The sequence below is a fragment of the Streptococcus pyogenes genome, from assembly GCF_002055535.1.
GTDB classification, from domain to species: Bacteria; Bacillota; Bacilli; order Lactobacillales; family Streptococcaceae; genus Streptococcus; species Streptococcus pyogenes.
On sequence record NZ_LN831034.1, the window covers coordinates 1,376,888 to 1,393,957 of the forward strand.

Here is a 17,070-nt window from a genome sequence, read left to right on the forward strand (position 1 = left end):
CTACTCCTTTTTGTACTTTTTCGTTTTCTGCTTAACGATTTTTTCTCTTTCGATAGCTAACTCTTTGAGTTTGACCTCAATTTCCCTGCAAACAATTTCCAGAGTATTCTCGAGTGCTTCTTTGTCGGGATACTCTGCGTAGAGCTGTGCAAATGTACCTTCTCCGAATAGTAGATCATAATTGATTTCTAAGTATTTAGCTTCCAAATCTAAAGCACTTTGGGCAACATCTTTCGTAACCCCTTTATCTTCAATTTCGTTGTCTAAGTTGGCTTCGATAACCTGTTTTTCATATTCATTGAGGCGACGATTTACTTCAGTCTCAATATCAAAAAACTCAATCAATCGCTCTTGGCTTGTATCAAACCAAAGCTCTACCTGACCAATTTTGACCGGAAAACCTGTGCGCTTTAGGTCAACTATAATTTCAGACATAATTCCTCCTTAAAAAATATAAGGTTGAGCAGTTAGCCCAACCTTATAAAACCTCACTTGGGACACTTTCTTTTGGCAATGAGTTATAAGTAATCTTACAACTAAAGGCTTCAAAATCGGCTGCAGCGCCAGAACCTGCAATAATCTCGGAAACCGTAGACAGGCCTATCCATTGTTTTTTGTTATCTGATGCAACAACCTTGTGCCAAACCTTTCGGCCCTCTCCTGTTTTATACTTCATATCCGCAATGTGCTTTTGCGCCTTATCTTCCGGGTCATAAGTCCCTTCAAACGTATATGCGCCTTTGACACCAACTACAGTTGTTTCTTCGGTTCCGTCACCGTCATAATACGCTTCATCTTCGGTTTTTTCGTCGGTATCATCAGAAATGTCCTTAATCCATTTTGCGATTTCCATCCATTCAGAACCTTTTGCTTCAGGCTCTACTCCAGCGTTATAAGGTGCGATAAAATGCCCGCGTAAGGCGTTCTTTTGTCTTGCCATTAGTTTTTCCCTTCTATTTCTAGGTGTGCTGTAATATCCAGCACATAAATATAAAAGCCTTGGTCGCTTAAGTCATTTAAAAATGGCTTTTCGACATCAAGGCTAGTAAATGTGTACGAATGATTAAGACTTGGTAATTTTAAGTCAAAGTTAGACAAAGCACTGTTAATAGTCCACATCACAGTGCTTGCTAACTCCTGATTTTTAGTTTTGATTGCAATCTCAAAAGGCAGGCTTATCTCACGAGTACCGTCCATGTACTCGTTATTTACCTTCCCGCCTGGCATTGGATAAATGGCTAAATCTTCTTGTCTTGTTAGATAGTCAAGTCTAGGCTTTATGCCTAAGTCTAATCCTTCGACAAATTGCCTCAAAACAGTTGCAAAGTCATTTGTCATTTAAATCCCATTCCTCTCAGTAAGGATTTTTCCCAATCCTTAACGATTGTAGCGTTGGCTAGTGCACGTTTATCCCATCGTTTACCTGTTCCTGGTGTTGTGTACTTTTTAAATTTAAAGGACTTGTACTTGTTGTAAGCACCACCATAAAACTGGGCTCTGGCGTGTGGTCCGCTCCACGTAACACCTACACTGTTAGCTCTCGAGCTTCCTCTCAAAGCTCCGTCTCTGTAAGGAACATAAGGGTTCATGGACATCATGACTTGGTTGTTCATGATGAGCTTTCCTTTAGCTAATGCTTGCGGAGATACTTTACGCTTGATGCCTCCCAACTCTACCACTACCTTAGCCATTAGATAACCTCCACTTCAAAACAAAAAATTTTGTTTGTTAGTGGGTGGTAGACTGGTATCACTTTATCAACGGTGTACTCAGTATCACCATCAATGACAACAGCATCAACCCATGACCTATCGGCTACTGTCTTACAGTATTTAGGATAAATAAAGATAACCGACGGCTTAGTCTCTTGCCTTGCATTATCTTTACCTGCGGTTGCAAGATTACGGTCAAACCTAACGGGAGAGAGTGTAAAAGGTCCGTCATAGACAAACCCTCCATAATCACCTTTATCTTTGACAAGTTTTACCTGCAGTTCGTCAATAAGCAGTCTTTTATCGATCATAGCTAATACCCGTATATCCCAACCCAACAGCTAGTAACTCATTCTCTGCATCTAGACAGAGATTAAACCTGTCTGCCAGAGTTTTTTGTTGGCTGCCTTGGCCATGCCCGACAGTGTAGCTAATACTTGTCCGTCCTAGAGATATTCCAGCAAAGGATTGTTTATCCTCTGCTGTCATTACTCCTGAGTCATTTAAATATGCTATCTGATAAGCGATTGCCCGCTTTACAGCCTTTTGCACTAGGACTATTTCTTTTTTTAAATCTTTGTAATCATAGCGATTACGACAGTAAAGATTGACAGCGTGGCTAGCACGTTTTTCCATTTTTTCAAAATCTTCTACATCGTCAAAACCCAAATCTTCAAATTCTTTTTGCGTTAAAAAAGCGATAATAACCACCTCCATCGACTAAGACTCGAGAGCGTCATCTTCCTCTCTCTTGGCAGCCTTAGCCTTAGCTACTTTTTTGCGGCATCTTTAAGTGTAATTTTGACGGCTTTTTCTGCCTTATAAAGATAAACACCATAATGCTTATTAGCTACGATTTGATTAATCGCTTTTGTGATATCTCGGTCTGTTTCAACCATTGTGTTACGTTTAAGCATGATACGTAGTGCACCTTTGCGAACCATGTAGGCAGTTCCTTTAGGGCATTTGCGAGAACGCACAATTTGTACCCCTAAAACTTCACCATAAACACCAGAGACAACACGATTTGCTCCAACCTCGGTAGCACCTAACCACTCCTTCGCGGCATCTAAACGTAGGGTAGAGGCATCCGCCGGATTCATGACAATGACTGTCTCTGCGTCATCTTCGTCATTAAAAATATCTAGCGCTTTAGATACACCATCAACCGTAGCAGTAGCTTCCACAGTTTGAGTCGATTTACTTAACGCGTCAAGCACGTCTGCATCGACTTTGTGGTCAATAGCCTCAACGATTTGCTTCGCTGCCTGACCTACAGGATCCCCATACCCAGATAAGATAGCTTCGTCAGTGATTTCTACACCTTTTCCGGCTTTTTTAATGGTCATAGTAGTCTTTTTGAAGCCAAGTTGAGTCATTGGGATAGCTTCACCCTCGGCAACATCTTCTGCGTCACCGATGTAATCCCATTTAGGCACTGTTAAAGTTGTACCTGGTTGTCCTTCTAAAGTTGTATCTACTTCAGCAAGAGGAGCAAAGCGAATCGCTTTCCCTACCTCTGCATCAATCATATCCGCTAGAACCTCAGGGTCTAGCATTTGTGCCATTTTAGTTGTTCCTACTGCCATTTTTTAATTTCCTTTCAATTGGTCATAAAGACTCTTATTTTTTAGTTTTAGGTTCAGTTTTTCTTGGTAAGACATCTTCGAAAAATCTTCCTTAGACACCGAACCTTGTCCGTTATCAGCAGACGGATTGCCTGCCACTGTGATTTTGGGCGCTTTATCCTTTGTTTGGCCAAAATGAGGATATTTACCCAAAACCGTTTTGATTGCATCCTCCATGCTTGTCTCGTCAGTGACAAGGCGCTCAGATAGTGCAATCACATCATCAATAGACTCAGCGTTCACACCTAAAGACATTGCTGCTAGCTTTGCATTAAGAGCCTTATTGTTTGCCCGAGCTTCCTCAAGCTCTTTGTCTTTAGCATTCAAGATTTCTGTTTGTTTTTCTGACTCGCTTCTTTGTGACTCTTGCCACTCTTGGAAGGCTTTTAGTGCATCCTTGGCAGACTCTACATCATCAAAACCCAAGTCTTTAACTGCTTTGTTATAGCCTTTAGAATGCTCTTTAGTTCCCACTCGGTTGAGATCATCTTGTGTAAATGCTTTATCTTCTTGTTGATTATTTTCCAAGTCAGTAGTCTCTTGGTCGACATTTTCGTTTGTCACATTTTCCATGTGCATTCCCTCCTATAAATGCGATAGGTCGCTGATTTCCGTTCTTTAACGCCTGCGGATAAAGGCATAATAAAAAGCCGTATTGCTACGACTTTGACTTCTAAAGGGGTCGAATTCGACACGGTTAAACTTTATTTCCCCCACTTCCGTTTGTAGTTTTTCTTAATATAGTCAACCGTGTCACCAATTGCCTTGATAACTGATTGGTTATCTAAAGTAGCAGCTTTAACAGTCGCTAACTCTTCGTTTGTTGCCAGAGCGTTTCGTTGAACGATTGATTTTAGCTCCATGATTTGTTTGTTTTGATTTTTAATTGCTTCAACCTGCGTGGCATTTTCTGCAACAAGCATCACAACTGCTGTTTCTAGTTTACGTTTTTTCTTAATGCGTTTATTCATGTTCCCTCCTATTTTTTAAGTACAAAAAAGCACCTAGCTTTTAGCTAAATGCTCTAGATTTAATAAGTCGTAGTTTGGTGTACTAGTCACCAATAACCTTTATCAGTCAGTAAATCAATAATACTCTCAGCTAGTTTACCTTTAGCTGTTATATTGTACTTTTCATCAAAGCTTTCTGTCTGGTAGTAAGTCTCTATACCTTCACAAAAAACATCATACTTTTCGGAATTAACATCTATATCCACAGGTAATCCCGGAAGTTCATTTTTGACAAAATCGATTTGACTATCATTTAAAATACTTTTTAATTTCATCAATTTCCTCCATATTTTTTGCGGATTCTCGTGCTAGTAGCATGAACTGTAACAATATTTCCGTCTATCGGGTTTATTACTGTCGAGACACACTTACCAATGTATTTCTGGGAAGGTCTATCAAGGTTATCGTACTTAATAGGAGCTATCTTCAACGGTTCTTTTATAGAATCGACAATATCAATAGGCGCTATATTTCTCAGTACCGCCCTTTCGGCTAAATGCTTTGTTATTTTTAGCGGTATCCCTTCACTAGTTTCTACTCCTATTATAGCACTTTCAACATCCCTACGTTTATCTAATTTAGCTTTTTCTTTTCTAACTTCGACTTCACTTTGAGTTTTGGTATAAGGATTATTGTAACGCTTTTCTCTGGCTTGATTGCGATGTAAAAAGGCATTGTTGTTTATCAGATAATTGAGTGCATCTTGTTTACTTCTAACATCCGATTGATATTGCCTAATCAACTCTTTATCACCCAATTGCTTCGCAACGTGCAGTAACTCTTTACTCTCACGTATTGATCTCTCGATTGCCCTCTGCTTAGCTTGCGCATTCGCATTAGCTTTAGCTTGTGCAGGAGTGATATTTTTTAGATGCTCTGGCAATTCTGGCTTACTATTCACACCGACGACAAACGGCGTTTTAGTGTGCTTGCAGTTGATTCCCAAGCATCCATCAGGCTCACCATGCCCGTAATCAGATAAAGCTAAGATTTTTATCCCTCCTTCTTCTCTCGCTTCGCCAGTAGTGACAATTTGATATTGCAAAGGTGCACACATCTCTCTAGCTGTAGCTCTTTTTGAGTAATAGAAGGTATCAATGCCAAGCTCCCTAGCAGGGGCTTCTTTGGCTTCGTTAAAGACTCGCCAAGTCGTAGTATTGATAACGGTACGAGCATAAGAGTCTGCTCTCCACTTTCTCCCAGCTTTATCTGTAAAACCATAAAACCCCTTTTTAAACCATTTAATCACAGTTTGATTGATAGCTTGGTCAGGCGTTTTTAAGCCTGTCACCACACCAGCAACAGCGTCTTGGATTATCCCTTGATAAGCTCCTATAACACTAAATGGCAAGGTGGTGTTAGTCAAATTATGCACATCATCAATAGCTTGTCTAGCATAGTTAGATAGGTCGTCTTGGATAGTACTGTTTACCCCAGACTCTCTACCTAGAGCCTCTTCTAGCTGCTCAGACGTGTTTTTATAAATTTTAAATCCTTCATTCTTGATAATATAGCGAAGTTGAGCTTCCGCAATGCCAGAATACTTTGCAATAAGCTTGATGTTATCTGCATTAAGCAGTCCAACGTCATGTAACTTATTAGCTTGCCAAAGATAAGGATTATCGGCTAAGCTCGCTGAGCCTCTGGCTTTTATCCTCTCAATCACTTGATCAAATAAATCAAGAGTCAGCTGATGATACATATCAGATAACTGACTAGCTTCCAAAAGAAGCTGTTCGTCATTTAACTTAATAGGCTTCTTTTTCATCTAATCACTCTCCGTATAAATGTGTATCAGTGCGCTGTTGATTGATTTCGTCAACGATTCCAGTATTAATTTCTGCAGCTATTTCTTGGGCTTTTTCCTCTGTCACGTTTAGCACTTTTTGGATGGCCATCTCACGAGTGCCAAAGCCAGCATTAACAACTTTTATCCAGTAGTCTAACTCAGCGTCTCGATCTGTAAAAACACCGTCATCAAGACTTATGCTGATGTTATCCATGCTTGGAACTTCGCTTTGGTACAAATCATAAGCTTTAGCAATCTCAAAAATAGAGATAACTAACTCTTTTAGCGATTGCTCTACTAAAGTAACAATACTGTTACGCATTTGGTAGGTGTCTGAGTTTTCAGAGACGATTTCTGTTGCAGTCTTCATGCTTTTGCCATCAAAACTAAATAACCCAGCGGATACGCCTATTTGCATTTCAAACAACGACAAGCCCTCGTTGATAGCCTTGATATAGTCATCAGCTCTAATAGGGGTTGTTAGGTCCTGTATTGCGCTTGAGTCTAAATCCCTGCCGCCCATACGGATATAAACGTTTTGATCAGACTCGAACCGAGGCCTTGGAACAACATCGCCATCAGCGGTACGAACAGTTAAAGCGGTCAAACTCTCTGGCACAGCAACTCGACGTTGACCCATCTTAACTTCCCACATAAATTCGTCATAGGTCGTATTGATAAAGTCAATCGTTGTCTTGGCGTTATCAAAGATAGATAGCCCAAGTGGGCTATTAATATCCTTGTTATTCATTCCAGGGGTCTTGAGATAAGTAAAGATAGGCCTAGTCACATCTGTAACTTTTGCCTCGTCTTTTAAGTCCTTGTATACCTCAGATAACGGCACTCGGCTACCTACTTTGGCTTTATCATCCGAGCGATATAACTCATTTGAGATAACATAATCATCAGAGCTCTGCCACTCATGGAACTCTATCAAGGTATAGTAGACCTCTTTGCCGTTGATTGTCTTAACGGACTTAATGACGACGGCGGCACTCGAAACGTCTTGCGTATTACTCTGCAGTGGCAAAAAAACAGGCGCTTGAACAAATGCTACCCTAACTTTATCACCATCCACATAAGGCCTCATAGCTAATCCGCCTAACGCTAAACAACTCTCCAGATACCGCTCGAAGTTTTTATTAAACCTGTCGTTTTTTAGTGTCTCACTAATAAATTCGTTAGCCGCATCATCATCAACCTTAATCTCTGCCTGCTCGTTAAAGACTAGACTGGCAATCTTTTTAGCAGCTGTCCGTGCAATTGGTAGATGGTTAAGATCTCTTTTTTTAGTCTCGCCGTCCGTGTTTAAGTATAAAACACTATCCCAATCGCTCTTATAATACTTTAGATTGGTTGTTATACGATCGTACTCTAGCTTACTGATAGCTATTTTAGGATGATCAGTTATATTTGTAAGACTCTGCGTTGTCATCACGTATTTACTCCTTGTAACAAGATTTTTTATTTTTTGGATTACTCCCATTTAAGCAACTCCTTTAGTTGTAATACCGATGCACAAACACGTTGACGCTGTATCTAAACTCGTCCATGGCATGGTTATCTTTATCAATAGGTTTGCCATTGTCGTCACGACTGTACAGCCCTATCTCTTTTAAAAAGTGGTAGTGGTCATACTCTTCTTCGCTATGATTAACAAGATAAAAAGCGCCATCTGAGATAATGTTTTGGCCGCGTTCGATACCGACCTCAATACCTTTTGCTTTGCTAGATACATCTTTAGAATTGTTCGGAGCTCCCAGAGTAAATACTCCTAACTTATGCAGCTCCTCTCTCAAAGATTTACAGGCAGGATCCACAAATACCTCTGTATAGCGCATCTGATACTTTTTAACGCACCAGTCTATAAAAACTTTTAACTCTAAAGCGTAGGTTGACATAGCTTTTACTTGGCCAGTGTCAGCTCCGCTGTGGTAGTAGTGAGCTACACGATTAAGTCTGAAGCTTATCCTACCGTTATCTCTAACTCTTGTTACGATATTACAAGACATAGAGGTGGCATCTGATTGACCTCCATCTGCACAGAAATACATCTCTACTGGTTCGCCAATCAAAGCATCCAAAACATTTTTTTCCGTGTCAAAAAGGCCATAAATAACTCCCTGAGGCATGACCCGCTGTCCAAGTACATCTCGTTTGTATAGATATGGATTTTTTTTAAGACTGTTGATAATGTTTTGTTTACGCTCTGCGGTTAGTATTGGGTTATCATCCATGGTCCAATGAGTCCACCTCGTGTTCTGAACATCAAAGACATCTTTAATTACTGGATGTTGAGGTGCTGGGGGATTTAAATCTGCTAGATGATAACGTAGCTTAGCCGCCCAAGTACGCCTAAAACACTCCTGGATAAAATCCATGTGCAGTAAGTTAATCTCGCAGAATACTACTGATCCTAAAGACATACCTGTAATAGCACCAACACTGTTAACTTTACCGCCGCCTTTATAATAAACGCGCTTATTGCCTTTTGGTGTCGTGATTAACAAGTGATCTCCACGCTCGTCGTGTTTTATTTCGCAGTTACCGTCAAATATATGCATCAAACCCGTACCATCGCCGTCGATAAACAAACGATAAGCTTGTTCTTGATTATAAGCAGTCACAAGGTGATTTTCATCTTCTGACTCAATCAGATACCTAGCATAACGAAAATGCCCAGCTGTGGTCTTTCCGCTACGAGGGGTCAAGTGCCCTCGTTGACCTCTAATTCGTAGTTAAAAGGGCGTCTAATGACGTCTTTTTGTTTATTTGAAAAGATAATCTCCAAGGCTAATCACCTCCTTCCACAGCATCTAACAAGGCTCTCATTAAGCTAGTATCAGGCTTAGCGCCCTTCTCTGCGTCAAGTTTGACTTTAAGCAGCTCGATGCGCGTTCGTTGCTCGTCTGTGGCGAGCTCCGCGGCCTTAATTCGCTGTCTTTGTTCTTTTCTATCCAGGCTATCTTTGACCTCGGTAGTTGTAATTTTAGCTAATAGCTCTGCAGATCTAACATCACCCTTTAAAGCATTTTCCACAAGCTTGAGTGCAATAGCTGATTGATTTGTGGGGGAAATATCCAATTGTTCTAATTGTTCTCGAAGCAAGGCGCTTGGTACAGTTGATCCTAACACCAGCTCCACAGCTTTTCTCAAATTCGCTTTTTCCCTCCTAGCTTTGCCGGAAGCTATGCCTCCTTTTTTTGCAATTTCTCGGAGTTCGCTCGGGGTTCGTTTGGAGTTTGGTATCAAATTATCTTCATTTGCCATCGCCTCACTTCCTTACTTTTAAATATAAAAAAAAGGCTTTCGCCCTTTTAAAATTATTTTATAGTCCTAGCCAATTAATAATAAAGGCTTGATCATCTTGATAAAAAAAGTTATTTTTGATATCTTTTGCAGTTATTTCTTTAATTGCGCTATAAAACAGATTGTAAACGAGATACTCAAGTTCGTTGGCGTATCTATATTTTAAGGCCGAATCTTTTTCGCTTGGTTCAATATTTTAGATTTTGTGAATTACTTTTGTTACTAGCATGTTATTTACCTCTTTGTCTTTGTGATCACATGATAGCTCTGAAACACTGTTAAGTCAACGGTTTTAAGGGGTTTTTAGTTTAGTTGTATAACACTTTCTCCAGTTAATTCTTCCCAGCGTTTTATAATGACATCTACATATTTTGGGTCATATTCCATTAATCTAGCGTGACGACCATTTGACTCACAAGCAATTAACGTTGTCCCAGAGCCACCAAACAAATCAAGGACAATGTCGCTTCCCTTTGTGTTGTTTTTGATTTGGTAATCAAAAAGTCCGACAGGTTTCATTGTTGGATGAACGCCATTTCATTGAGGTTTCTCATAATCAATAACTGTTGTTTGCTTTCTGTCTGAAGCCCACAAGTGACCAGCGCCATCTTTCCAGCCATAAAGACAAGGTTCGTGCTTCCAATGATAATCTTGGCGACCGAGAACCATTGAGTTTTTATTCCAAATTAAGCATTGACGTACTGTCCAACCGATATCAAAACAAGCACCTCTAAAATTATAGCCTTCTGAATCAGCATGCCAAATATAAAAAACAGCGCCTGGCTTCATAACTTCATTTGCAGAACTAAAAGCATTAACCAAGAACTGTCTAAAACTGTCATTATCCATACTGTCGTTTTTTATAGTTAAACTATCTTTTGTTTTACCCTCATAAGCCACGTTGTATGGTGGGTCTGTAAGTAGTAAATCAGCTAATTCTCCATTCATAAGTTTTTTAACATCGGCTCCATTTGTACTGTCGCCGCACATCAACTTGTGACTACCAAGTTGATAAATGTCACCAAGTTTTGACTTTGGCTCATCTGGCACAGTCTCTGTAAAATCGTCTAAATCTTTTTCATCTTCGATTAAATCATCTAAATTATCTAAAACGTCAAATCCAAAAGCAGACATATCGAGGTCTAAAATGTCGTTTAATTCTTCGTTTAACAAATCTAAATCCCAAACCGCAATCTCACCAACTTTATTGTCAGCAAGTCTGAACGCTTTAATTTGCTCTTCAGATAAGTCATCTGCGACAATAACAGGAACTGTTTCTAGCCCTAATTTTTGGGCTGCTTTATAACGAGTGTGGCCGTTTACGATTTCGCCGTTTTTATCAACGACAATAGGCACTTTAAAACCAAACTCTTTAATAGATTCAGCAACTGGTCCAACCGCCTCATCATTGTTTCTAGGGTTATTTTTATAAGGTGTTATTTCACTTAATTTTTTGTCCACAAACTCCATGTTTTATTCCTTTTTTACATAATAAAAAGTCACCACAATGTGATGACTAATTGGTTAACCATAGATAAATAGCAAATGAATGCTAAGCCTATTGCCTACCCCATTCTGGGACACTTCTATTTATCGAACAGGAACAGTCGGAATCGAACCGACTTGCAACCGTTGTCCCTGCTAACCACAAGCAAGGTTGCGACCCTTGGTTTTGGACTTGCGGTTAATATGTCGGTTGGCACTGTCTTGTCCAACCTTGACATCGACTTAGCGCTGGTACGCATTGTCAAGAGGCATTGCTAAGTCTTAATCATTAACACCGAACCCAGATTGCGTATTCTCCTCAAGGGAACGCCAATGTCAAATAAGGGTGTTAATTCACGGCGGACATCGCAAAGTTCCGTGATTCTTTTTGCTTTGATTACATTCCGCAATGTCACAGCGTGTAATCTCTGGGTGATTGAGACGGCAGGATTCGAACCTGCACGTCCCACATACCATAAAATAACAAGTTTGATCGTAGTTAAAGTTGGCGACTAAATAAAATAGTCAGTAGTTAAAAGGTTATCTCTTCTTGCTATTTTGATAATACTATAATAACATGTAAAAATATGTATAAACTATCTTATTACTGTATAAAAACTAGCTAAAAACTCCTTCCTCAACAAGCAACACACCCTCTCTGTACAGCTCTGCAAAAGATAACAAAGCAATGTCAAGTGTATCATAGTAAAAGCTCTCTGACATACACAATTCTGTATAAATAACCTTATCTGCCTTTTTATAAGGCGCTAAGTATTTGTCATACAAAATCCTGCGTCTCTCTGGCTCTAGTATCATACTGACGGCTTGCTCAATCGCATCCAGCTCTTGTTCTGCTGACACACGGTTGAGCGCTAGTCTCTCAACAGGCTTGCTTGGCGTTCCATACGGTTGTCTTGGCTCAAAGGAATAAGTGGCTGTCACTTTTTGAGTATCTACATCATTAGCTATCCTTCGCCAGCGTGGATACTCTCTCAATTTACGCTTGGCATTAGATTTTGTTTTTTGGATATCAATCTCTGGAAAAAACGTCATGAAAGCCCCCCCAATGTGGTATAATTTATTTAAGCTTAAATTTAACCAAGGGGGCGTTCCGTATGGACGTCTTTTTGTTTTGTGGAGAAAAGTCCTCTCTTTCCTTTGTTTTTTGACACAGGCGCACGATGTCGTGTTAAAGCATTAGCGACGCCTTGGATAATCACGGATGACCGATAACCCGCTTTAGATTTGTTTTGGTGTAAGGAGGTTCTCGTTTCTATTTTTTAATTTCGGTCCACCCCCACAGAGCCATCGCAGGCTCTTGAGCGCTTGCGTGGGGTTATAATTTTGTCAGCGATACCCATTTAAACTGTGGAAACTGTTCTGCTTGTTTGCGGGTGCATTTAGTAGCCTGATGTGGATTATCAACATAAGATATATACCTGCAAGTTTTATATAAATAATACTTATGCCATTTTTCGCTATATAACACTCCTAACTCTTCAGTCATTCAGTCACCTCTTTCGCAAATTGCCAAGCCCACTCGAAGTCTTTTCGGATTTCTGATTCAGTGAGTTTTGCATTTTCGGCTGTTAGATTTTGACTAAAATACAAAGTGTTTTTACCGCGTACTAAAGGCTGACCGTTTGGCAAATCAACTGTATACAGCTGCTCTTGCTCGATTTCATAGCCAAATTGGTGCATATTAATAAGAGTACGAACTGGATTCTTTGATTTTTGCATCCAATAATAAAAATCATCTTCTTCAACTTTTTCATCATAGATTGACATTTGATATAAATATAAATCATATTCCAAATTATCTTTATGCTTTTCGTACCAATCTGCAACACATTGTTGTACTATAATTTTTAGTTGGTCGATGATACCTAATACATCAATTCTTCTAATTAAATTACCTTTAAAGTCGAAATAATTAAACGCCTCTAGTTCTCTTATCTTTTTAATAGCTTCTTCAATGTTCATTTTGTTACCTCGCATTTAACTTACTCTCTACATGCACTATCGCATCACCAATCCACTCTTTGACATTAAATTCTTGCTCAATATCTTGAGTCCTTGGCATAACGTTAATATCACTAAAACTCAGCATGTCGTCTTTTGTATTTTGCAAAAAATAAATGTTTTTAACTTGTCTTGTTAAAGAGTCACCATGCACCACCACACCATTTATCCCTCTTATAGACATATTAAAGAGTAGAAACGGTACTGCTTTGTCCGATAACTCTTCTACGTGATACCAGTATTTACTCGGACGATAAGTAAATGGACTGTCATTTAATCGTTGTTCTTGCCATGCTTGGATAAGTATCCCACCCGTCCCGACTGCTACCTCGTAGTATTGATTACCACTTATTATTTTAGATAATAGTGTACTAACCGATTTAGGCGTAAAGTCTTGCTTTTTATTTTTGCGGTCAGCTTGTTCTTCCTCAAAATATTGCATAAACCAGTCGTAAGATACATCTGTTTCATATTTCAAAAACTGTCTAAATATATCCTCACGACTATCTTTATCAAAGAGTATGTCCGTAAGTCGTTTGGGTGCTTTATAAACTTCGTCGATGCCTAGTATGCGATGTATCTCATCGATCTTAATCATGTTACCCTCCGTTGTGCGTAAGTTCCGCAATTCGCTTTGTCTGTCTAGCTCTATCTTCGCTAGCACGTTTAAGCTGCTTTTGTGTCCTGCTTAGCTGTGTACGTAGTCCTGTGATTTGCGACTCGTAATATTGTCGTGCGTCGCGATAGCTAAAATACGACACGGTTACCATCATCCCAAATATTGCGATTGCAAGAAACAATAGTGCTTTCCAATCGTTTTTTAGGACATTCATTATTTTATTAAAGTTATCACGTAAATTTTGCAACGCTTCATCTATCGTCATTCTTCCACCTCTGCCAAAATATAAGTCAAATCTCTTCCGTAAGGAGAAAGTTGTACGACTTGATAACCAACAACTGTCACTTTTGCGTACTTGTTTTTGTCGATAAAATCGTTCAGGTGGTCTGTTGCACTTTTCCATTCGTCCTTAACTTCAATATATCTCTTCATTCTTCCACGCTTTCGATTAACCAATATTCAATGAGACGCTTTGTATATTCGAGTGCTTTTTCTAAATCCTGAGTCGCATTGCCTTTGTATCTATGTCGTTTAATGTATTTATCAATGTGACTTTCCATGATTGCGACAAACTGGTCCCATGGGTACGTCTTATACCACGACTCAATCAAATCAATTTCTCCGTGATTATAATGCTTTGGTTTATGTACTAATTCTTCTATCATCACTCCACCTCTCTCAAATAATTTACTATCGTTTTACACACGCTCTCATTTGGCAATATTCTGCGTTCTAAGAGCGCTTTTAATTGCCAAGTATAAATGCCTATCTTATCTGCTAAAACGTCATCAGACATCTTTATTTTGCATCTGTGAGCTATTAACAGCTCTGATATATCGTAAGGCAACAGATTATCGTAAGATCTAGGTGTATATTTAATATCGTTATGCCACTGTCTGTGTCTTTTCATAGACCCATTCTCCGAGCTCTTTCTAGTGCGTCCGTGCGTTTGATTTTTTTAACGAGCTTAACGTCACCGTAGTTTTTAAACATCCACTTTTCGTAAATCTTGTCATCCTCATCTGTCTTTTTTTGTTTAAGGCGGTAAGACTGCTTGATTAACATTATCATTTCCTTTGTCGTGTAAATTCGTTGGAACCACTCCAATACATCAGGTGGCGGCAATCTGTTTAGTTTTTTATAGTATTTGACAGATCTATAGACTCTGTCAGCTTCTTCTTTGTCTGCGATGGTAATGTTATCGTCTAAAAACGCTTTAATTGACGGCTCCATTTGTTTGTAAAAATCATCTACTAGTGTCATAATTCGTTTATTTTTACCTCGATTCTGGGATTTGGGCTATACAGCTTACGTGTAGTGTGCTCGACAATGATGTTGTCATCTGTCCACACAACCTCTGATTTTGATATGCTGTCATATACTGCTTTTTCAAGGTTGTCCAAATCGGGCTTCTTTGGCACATATAAGAGCTCATTTATATAATCCTGATACTTTTGTTTAGTCTTATCTTTGGCACGCTCTGACGGCTTTTTAGACACCAATTCTGGTGCTTTTAGATAAAAAGTAACATCAACTTTTAAACCGTCGTCAAAATAAGGCCCTTCGTAATTGTTTTTAACATAGTCTGTGACCTGCTTCCGCCATGCCATCATATCTCCATCCTCGTAAGCTCCACTCCATCTGCTAAAGCGTGGACGTTTTTGCGGTTTTGGCTCAATCGGTATTATAAACTTAACCACTACTCCTCCAATTCGTCTTCGTATCCTATAAACTCTGCGTGTCTGCCATCTGGTCTCCTCTTTTTATGAGCTGGCGACGCTATAAAAACTATTGTGTCAGCGGTAACACCAAGTCTTTCTGCTAGCTCATGCTTTGTGCCAACATCTACAAAAGAGTCTCCGTCGTAGACCGCATATATCCTTTGTCTATATCTGTTAGCCATATCATTTAAAACGGCAGATCATCGTCTGAAATATCCATTGGGTTTGAATTGCCAAACGGTTGACTGTTATCGTTTTGCGAAGAGTTATCTTGACCAGATTGTTGCTGGCTATTTCGACTTTCCAACATTTGGAAACTCTCTGCAACAACTTCCGTCACATAGACACGTTGTTCTTGTTGGTTTTCGTAGTTACGTGTCTGAATACGACCCGTAACTCCGATCAAAGCACCTTTTTTAGCCCAGTTGGCTAAATTTTCAGCAGACTGTCGCCAGATAACACAGTTAATGAAATCTGCTTCTCTCTCCCCGTTTTGCTCTTTAAATCTGCGGTTTACCGCAAGTGTGAACGTAGCTACAGCTACTTGACTCGCTGTATAGCGAAGCTCTGCGTCCTTGGTCATGCGACCAACTAGCACAATGTTGTTAATCATTTTTTTGCCCTGCTCTCTTTTTTAATTTATTAATCAAATCATCAGTCGATACAATCTGTTCTGTGCGTAAATCTTCCAGTGATTTAACTTTTAAGGTATCTGTTAGCCATTTTGTTAGCTCTTTGACATTTTGATTTGTGGCTTTTGCAATATCGCTTAAATCAGATTTATAAGTCTCTACTTGGATATTGCTGATTTTCGGGGTTTGGAAGCTTGCCCCTTTTGACGTTTTATTTGTTGGTTTTTGCGATTGATTTGTTTTGTTGGGTTTGCTAGCTTCATTGCCGTCATCATCTTGATCGCTTGTTATCCCAAAAATTGCTGATAGTGCGTAGCGTTTTGCGTAAGTGATAGCCGAACCAGCGCCTTGTACATCATTTTTTGTTGGTTTAACACTTAAAGGTCCGTATTCCACCCATTCGCCACTCGTGTGCATGACTAGCGTTGCGACATCGATATAACCGTTTTCTGCGTTTGTTGTTGGATCCTGCGAAAAAGATATCCCGTTATTAGCAAAGGCTTTTGTAATCGCTTCCGTCACGTTTTCTAGAGGCACGTATTTGCTTTTGAAAAAGGGGTTGTCTTTATCTTTTAGCGGTTGTTTTACCTCTAGCTGAGCTTTACAAAAGGCTTTAGCATATTCTGTTATACTTTCTGATTTCCTCATTTACTTTACCTGCAAACTTTCTGTTTCGATTAGTTCAACTCCAGATATATCAATTCCAGATTTCAAAGCTTTCGAGATCTCAGATTTCATTGGTTTGTATTCAATTTTTTCTTGCATGTAATCAAGAGGAATTTTTGTTTCGTCCAAAATCTCTACTTTTTTGCTTTTTCGCAAAGACACCTTAAACATTCCAGCGTCAACTTTTTTCTTTTGGCTCAATTCCATTGCACGCCTGATTGTCTCTTTGTATTTTTCCACTTTTGCTTCTGCTTGCTTTTGCTTTTTGTAAAAAGCTTCTTTTTCGGCTTTATACATTTCGACGTCAGCTTGAGCATTTTTTAACATTTTGACAAAATACTCAATGGTATTTTCTAAGTCTGATTGAAAATCAATGCTGTCAAGCGTATTTTGAAAGGTTTCGTCGTCTAAATCTAAACTTTCCAGATAAGCGGCGATTCCCTCAAGTTCATATAAATAAGCCATGTTATTTCCTCT

General features: G+C 39.3%; 28 protein-coding genes and 1 pseudogene. All 29 read right to left on the reverse strand.

Translation table 11 applies throughout. The features are described 5' to 3' along the window. Nucleotides 1–435: a hypothetical protein gene (locus B6D67_RS07295; protein ID WP_011888695.1), complete on the reverse strand. Its 435-nt coding sequence runs from the start codon at nt 433–435 to the stop codon at nt 1–3. A gap of 43 nt (nt 436–478) precedes the next feature. Further along, the gene (locus tag B6D67_RS07300; RefSeq protein WP_011018120.1) at nt 479–940 is read right to left on the reverse strand and encodes a phage tail tube protein; all 462 of its coding nucleotides are present in this window, start codon (nt 938–940) and stop codon (nt 479–481) included. Beyond that, a complete protein-coding gene (locus tag B6D67_RS07305) occupies nt 940–1,338 on the reverse strand; it encodes a minor capsid protein (protein ID WP_011888694.1) in 399 nt (132 codons plus the stop codon). Before B6D67_RS07305 ends, B6D67_RS07300 begins: the two co-directional genes overlap by 1 nt. Beyond that, on the reverse strand, nt 1,335–1,691 hold the full coding sequence (locus B6D67_RS07310) for a minor capsid protein (RefSeq protein WP_010922083.1): 357 nt from the start codon (nt 1,689–1,691) through the stop codon (nt 1,335–1,337). Before B6D67_RS07310 ends, B6D67_RS07305 begins: the two co-directional genes overlap by 4 nt. Continuing rightward, nucleotides 1,691–2,023, reverse strand: coding sequence for a minor capsid protein (locus B6D67_RS07315; RefSeq protein WP_011888693.1), 333 nt, complete (start codon nt 2,021–2,023; stop codon nt 1,691–1,693). The genes B6D67_RS07310 and B6D67_RS07315 overlap by 1 nt, the downstream gene beginning before the upstream one ends. After that, a complete protein-coding gene (locus B6D67_RS07320; RefSeq protein ID WP_011888692.1) occupies nt 2,013–2,429 on the reverse strand; it encodes a head-tail connector protein in 417 nt (138 codons plus the stop codon). The genes B6D67_RS07315 and B6D67_RS07320 overlap by 11 nt, the downstream gene beginning before the upstream one ends. 53 nt (nt 2,430–2,482) lie before the next feature. After that, nucleotides 2,483–3,301: a N4-gp56 family major capsid protein gene (locus B6D67_RS07325; protein ID WP_010922080.1), complete on the reverse strand. Its 819-nt coding sequence runs from the start codon at nt 3,299–3,301 to the stop codon at nt 2,483–2,485. A gap of 3 nt (nt 3,302–3,304) precedes the next feature. Further along, nucleotides 3,305–3,919: a hypothetical protein gene (locus B6D67_RS07330; RefSeq protein WP_011888690.1), complete on the reverse strand. Its 615-nt coding sequence runs from the start codon at nt 3,917–3,919 to the stop codon at nt 3,305–3,307. A 125-nt stretch (nt 3,920–4,044) separates the two neighbouring features. Then, complete coding sequence (locus tag B6D67_RS07335) at nt 4,045–4,311, reverse strand: hypothetical protein (RefSeq protein WP_011888689.1); 267 nt, start codon at nt 4,309–4,311, stop codon at nt 4,045–4,047. Nucleotides 4,312–4,397: 86 nt separating this feature from the next. After that, nucleotides 4,398–4,625, reverse strand: a complete 228-nt coding sequence (locus B6D67_RS07340; RefSeq protein ID WP_010922077.1) for a hypothetical protein — start codon at nt 4,623–4,625, stop codon at nt 4,398–4,400. Continuing rightward, nucleotides 4,625–6,118, reverse strand: coding sequence for a phage minor capsid protein (locus B6D67_RS07345; RefSeq protein WP_029714379.1), 1,494 nt, complete (start codon nt 6,116–6,118; stop codon nt 4,625–4,627). Before B6D67_RS07345 ends, B6D67_RS07340 begins: the two co-directional genes overlap by 1 nt. 4 nt (nt 6,119–6,122) lie before the next feature. Then, a complete protein-coding gene (locus tag B6D67_RS07350; RefSeq protein WP_010922075.1) occupies nt 6,123–7,625 on the reverse strand; it encodes a phage portal protein in 1,503 nt (500 codons plus the stop codon). A gap of 13 nt (nt 7,626–7,638) precedes the next feature. Then, entirely contained in the window at nt 7,639–8,850 is a 1,212-nt protein-coding gene (locus B6D67_RS07355) for a PBSX family phage terminase large subunit (protein WP_010922074.1), read from the reverse strand. 82 nt (nt 8,851–8,932) lie between these two features. Beyond that, nucleotides 8,933–9,409 (reverse strand): hypothetical protein, encoded by a 477-nt coding sequence (locus tag B6D67_RS07360; protein WP_010922073.1) that lies wholly within the window; start codon nt 9,407–9,409, stop codon nt 8,933–8,935. Between the two features lie 342 nt (nt 9,410–9,751). After that, a pseudogene (locus B6D67_RS07365) lies at nt 9,752–10,918 on the reverse strand (DNA modification methylase). A 633-nt stretch (nt 10,919–11,551) separates the two neighbouring features. Then, complete coding sequence (locus B6D67_RS07380) at nt 11,552–11,986, reverse strand: ArpU family phage packaging/lysis transcriptional regulator (RefSeq protein WP_011888687.1); 435 nt, start codon at nt 11,984–11,986, stop codon at nt 11,552–11,554. Between the two features lie 283 nt (nt 11,987–12,269). After that, the gene (locus B6D67_RS10280; protein ID WP_002987493.1) at nt 12,270–12,440 is read right to left on the reverse strand and encodes a hypothetical protein; all 171 of its coding nucleotides are present in this window, start codon (nt 12,438–12,440) and stop codon (nt 12,270–12,272) included. Next, a complete protein-coding gene (locus tag B6D67_RS07385; RefSeq protein ID WP_011888686.1) occupies nt 12,437–12,916 on the reverse strand; it encodes a DUF1642 domain-containing protein in 480 nt (159 codons plus the stop codon). Before B6D67_RS07385 ends, B6D67_RS10280 begins: the two co-directional genes overlap by 4 nt. Before the next feature lie 4 nt (nt 12,917–12,920). Beyond that, nucleotides 12,921–13,553 (reverse strand): N-6 DNA methylase, encoded by a 633-nt coding sequence (locus tag B6D67_RS07390; protein ID WP_011888685.1) that lies wholly within the window; start codon nt 13,551–13,553, stop codon nt 12,921–12,923. A 1-nt stretch (nt 13,554) separates the two neighbouring features. Next, nucleotides 13,555–13,839, reverse strand: a complete 285-nt coding sequence (locus B6D67_RS07395; RefSeq protein WP_011018134.1) for a hypothetical protein — start codon at nt 13,837–13,839, stop codon at nt 13,555–13,557. Beyond that, the gene (locus B6D67_RS10285; protein ID WP_002995952.1) at nt 13,836–14,006 is read right to left on the reverse strand and encodes a hypothetical protein; all 171 of its coding nucleotides are present in this window, start codon (nt 14,004–14,006) and stop codon (nt 13,836–13,838) included. Before B6D67_RS10285 ends, B6D67_RS07395 begins: the two co-directional genes overlap by 4 nt. Continuing rightward, nucleotides 14,003–14,239 carry a DUF3310 domain-containing protein gene (locus B6D67_RS07400; RefSeq protein WP_002995955.1) on the reverse strand — a complete coding sequence of 79 codons (237 nt, stop codon included), beginning with the start codon at nt 14,237–14,239 and terminating at the stop codon, nt 14,003–14,005. Before B6D67_RS07400 ends, B6D67_RS10285 begins: the two co-directional genes overlap by 4 nt. Beyond that, on the reverse strand, nt 14,239–14,484 hold the full coding sequence (locus B6D67_RS10555; protein ID WP_011285573.1) for a hypothetical protein: 246 nt from the start codon (nt 14,482–14,484) through the stop codon (nt 14,239–14,241). Before B6D67_RS10555 ends, B6D67_RS07400 begins: the two co-directional genes overlap by 1 nt. Continuing rightward, entirely contained in the window at nt 14,481–14,837 is a 357-nt protein-coding gene (locus tag B6D67_RS07410; protein ID WP_011284873.1) for a hypothetical protein, read from the reverse strand. Before B6D67_RS07410 ends, B6D67_RS10555 begins: the two co-directional genes overlap by 4 nt. Next, nucleotides 14,834–15,274 carry a RusA family crossover junction endodeoxyribonuclease gene (locus tag B6D67_RS07415; RefSeq protein WP_011285574.1) on the reverse strand — a complete coding sequence of 147 codons (441 nt, stop codon included), beginning with the start codon at nt 15,272–15,274 and terminating at the stop codon, nt 14,834–14,836. The genes B6D67_RS07410 and B6D67_RS07415 overlap by 4 nt, the downstream gene beginning before the upstream one ends. Continuing rightward, complete coding sequence (locus B6D67_RS07420; RefSeq protein ID WP_011106686.1) at nt 15,274–15,477, reverse strand: hypothetical protein; 204 nt, start codon at nt 15,475–15,477, stop codon at nt 15,274–15,276. Before B6D67_RS07420 ends, B6D67_RS07415 begins: the two co-directional genes overlap by 1 nt. A 5-nt stretch (nt 15,478–15,482) precedes the next feature. Continuing rightward, nucleotides 15,483–15,908 (reverse strand): single-stranded DNA-binding protein, encoded by a 426-nt coding sequence (ssb, locus tag B6D67_RS07425; RefSeq protein WP_011285575.1) that lies wholly within the window; start codon nt 15,906–15,908, stop codon nt 15,483–15,485. Continuing rightward, a complete protein-coding gene (locus B6D67_RS07430; RefSeq protein WP_029714396.1) occupies nt 15,901–16,575 on the reverse strand; it encodes an ERF family protein in 675 nt (224 codons plus the stop codon). Before B6D67_RS07430 ends, ssb begins: the two co-directional genes overlap by 8 nt. After that, the gene (locus B6D67_RS07435) at nt 16,576–17,058 is read right to left on the reverse strand and encodes a siphovirus Gp157 family protein (RefSeq protein WP_011018142.1); all 483 of its coding nucleotides are present in this window, start codon (nt 17,056–17,058) and stop codon (nt 16,576–16,578) included. Nucleotides 17,059–17,070: the final 12 nt, after the last annotated feature.

Excerpts from the sequence above, each read along its gene's own strand:
- B6D67_RS07420 (WP_011106686.1), bottom strand. The coding sequence starts at position 15,477 with ATGGCTAACAGATATAGACAAAGGATATATGCGGTCTACGACGGAGAC.
- B6D67_RS07360 (WP_010922073.1), bottom strand. The coding sequence starts at position 9,409 with ATGGCAAATGAAGATAATTTGATACCAAACTCCAAACGAACCCCGAGC.
- B6D67_RS10285 (WP_002995952.1), bottom strand. The coding sequence starts at position 14,006 with ATGAAGAGATATATTGAAGTTAAGGACGAATGGAAAAGTGCAACAGAC.
- B6D67_RS07390 (WP_011888685.1), bottom strand. The coding sequence starts at position 13,553 with ATGATTAAGATCGATGAGATACATCGCATACTAGGCATCGACGAAGTT.
- B6D67_RS07315 (WP_011888693.1), bottom strand. The coding sequence starts at position 2,023 with ATGATCGATAAAAGACTGCTTATTGACGAACTGCAGGTAAAACTTGTC.
- B6D67_RS07320 (WP_011888692.1), bottom strand. The coding sequence starts at position 2,429 with ATGGAGGTGGTTATTATCGCTTTTTTAACGCAAAAAGAATTTGAAGAT.
- B6D67_RS07385 (WP_011888686.1), bottom strand. The coding sequence starts at position 12,916 with ATGAACATTGAAGAAGCTATTAAAAAGATAAGAGAACTAGAGGCGTTT.
- B6D67_RS07380 (WP_011888687.1), bottom strand. The coding sequence starts at position 11,986 with ATGACGTTTTTTCCAGAGATTGATATCCAAAAAACAAAATCTAATGCC.
- B6D67_RS07310 (WP_010922083.1), bottom strand. The coding sequence starts at position 1,691 with ATGGCTAAGGTAGTGGTAGAGTTGGGAGGCATCAAGCGTAAAGTATCT.
- B6D67_RS07325 (WP_010922080.1), bottom strand. The coding sequence starts at position 3,301 with ATGGCAGTAGGAACAACTAAAATGGCACAAATGCTAGACCCTGAGGTT.
- B6D67_RS07430 (WP_029714396.1), bottom strand. The coding sequence starts at position 16,575 with ATGAGGAAATCAGAAAGTATAACAGAATATGCTAAAGCCTTTTGTAAA.
- B6D67_RS07345 (WP_029714379.1), bottom strand. The coding sequence starts at position 6,118 with ATGAAAAAGAAGCCTATTAAGTTAAATGACGAACAGCTTCTTTTGGAA.
- B6D67_RS07410 (WP_011284873.1), bottom strand. The coding sequence starts at position 14,837 with ATGACACTAGTAGATGATTTTTACAAACAAATGGAGCCGTCAATTAAA.
- B6D67_RS10280 (WP_002987493.1), bottom strand. The coding sequence starts at position 12,440 with ATGACTGAAGAGTTAGGAGTGTTATATAGCGAAAAATGGCATAAGTAT.
- B6D67_RS07400 (WP_002995955.1), bottom strand. The coding sequence starts at position 14,239 with ATGATAGAAGAATTAGTACATAAACCAAAGCATTATAATCACGGAGAA.
- B6D67_RS07350 (WP_010922075.1), bottom strand. The coding sequence starts at position 7,625 with ATGGGAGTAATCCAAAAAATAAAAAATCTTGTTACAAGGAGTAAATAC.
- B6D67_RS07300 (WP_011018120.1), bottom strand. The coding sequence starts at position 940 with ATGGCAAGACAAAAGAACGCCTTACGCGGGCATTTTATCGCACCTTAT.
- B6D67_RS07295 (WP_011888695.1), bottom strand. The coding sequence starts at position 435 with ATGTCTGAAATTATAGTTGACCTAAAGCGCACAGGTTTTCCGGTCAAA.
- B6D67_RS07305 (WP_011888694.1), bottom strand. The coding sequence starts at position 1,338 with ATGACAAATGACTTTGCAACTGTTTTGAGGCAATTTGTCGAAGGATTA.
- B6D67_RS07335 (WP_011888689.1), bottom strand. The coding sequence starts at position 4,311 with ATGAATAAACGCATTAAGAAAAAACGTAAACTAGAAACAGCAGTTGTG.
- B6D67_RS10555 (WP_011285573.1), bottom strand. The coding sequence starts at position 14,484 with ATGAAAAGACACAGACAGTGGCATAACGATATTAAATATACACCTAGA.
- B6D67_RS07435 (WP_011018142.1), bottom strand. The coding sequence starts at position 17,058 with ATGGCTTATTTATATGAACTTGAGGGAATCGCCGCTTATCTGGAAAGT.
- B6D67_RS07340 (WP_010922077.1), bottom strand. The coding sequence starts at position 4,625 with ATGAAATTAAAAAGTATTTTAAATGATAGTCAAATCGATTTTGTCAAA.
- B6D67_RS07330 (WP_011888690.1), bottom strand. The coding sequence starts at position 3,919 with ATGCACATGGAAAATGTGACAAACGAAAATGTCGACCAAGAGACTACT.
- B6D67_RS07395 (WP_011018134.1), bottom strand. The coding sequence starts at position 13,839 with ATGACGATAGATGAAGCGTTGCAAAATTTACGTGATAACTTTAATAAA.
- ssb (WP_011285575.1), bottom strand. The coding sequence starts at position 15,908 with ATGATTAACAACATTGTGCTAGTTGGTCGCATGACCAAGGACGCAGAG.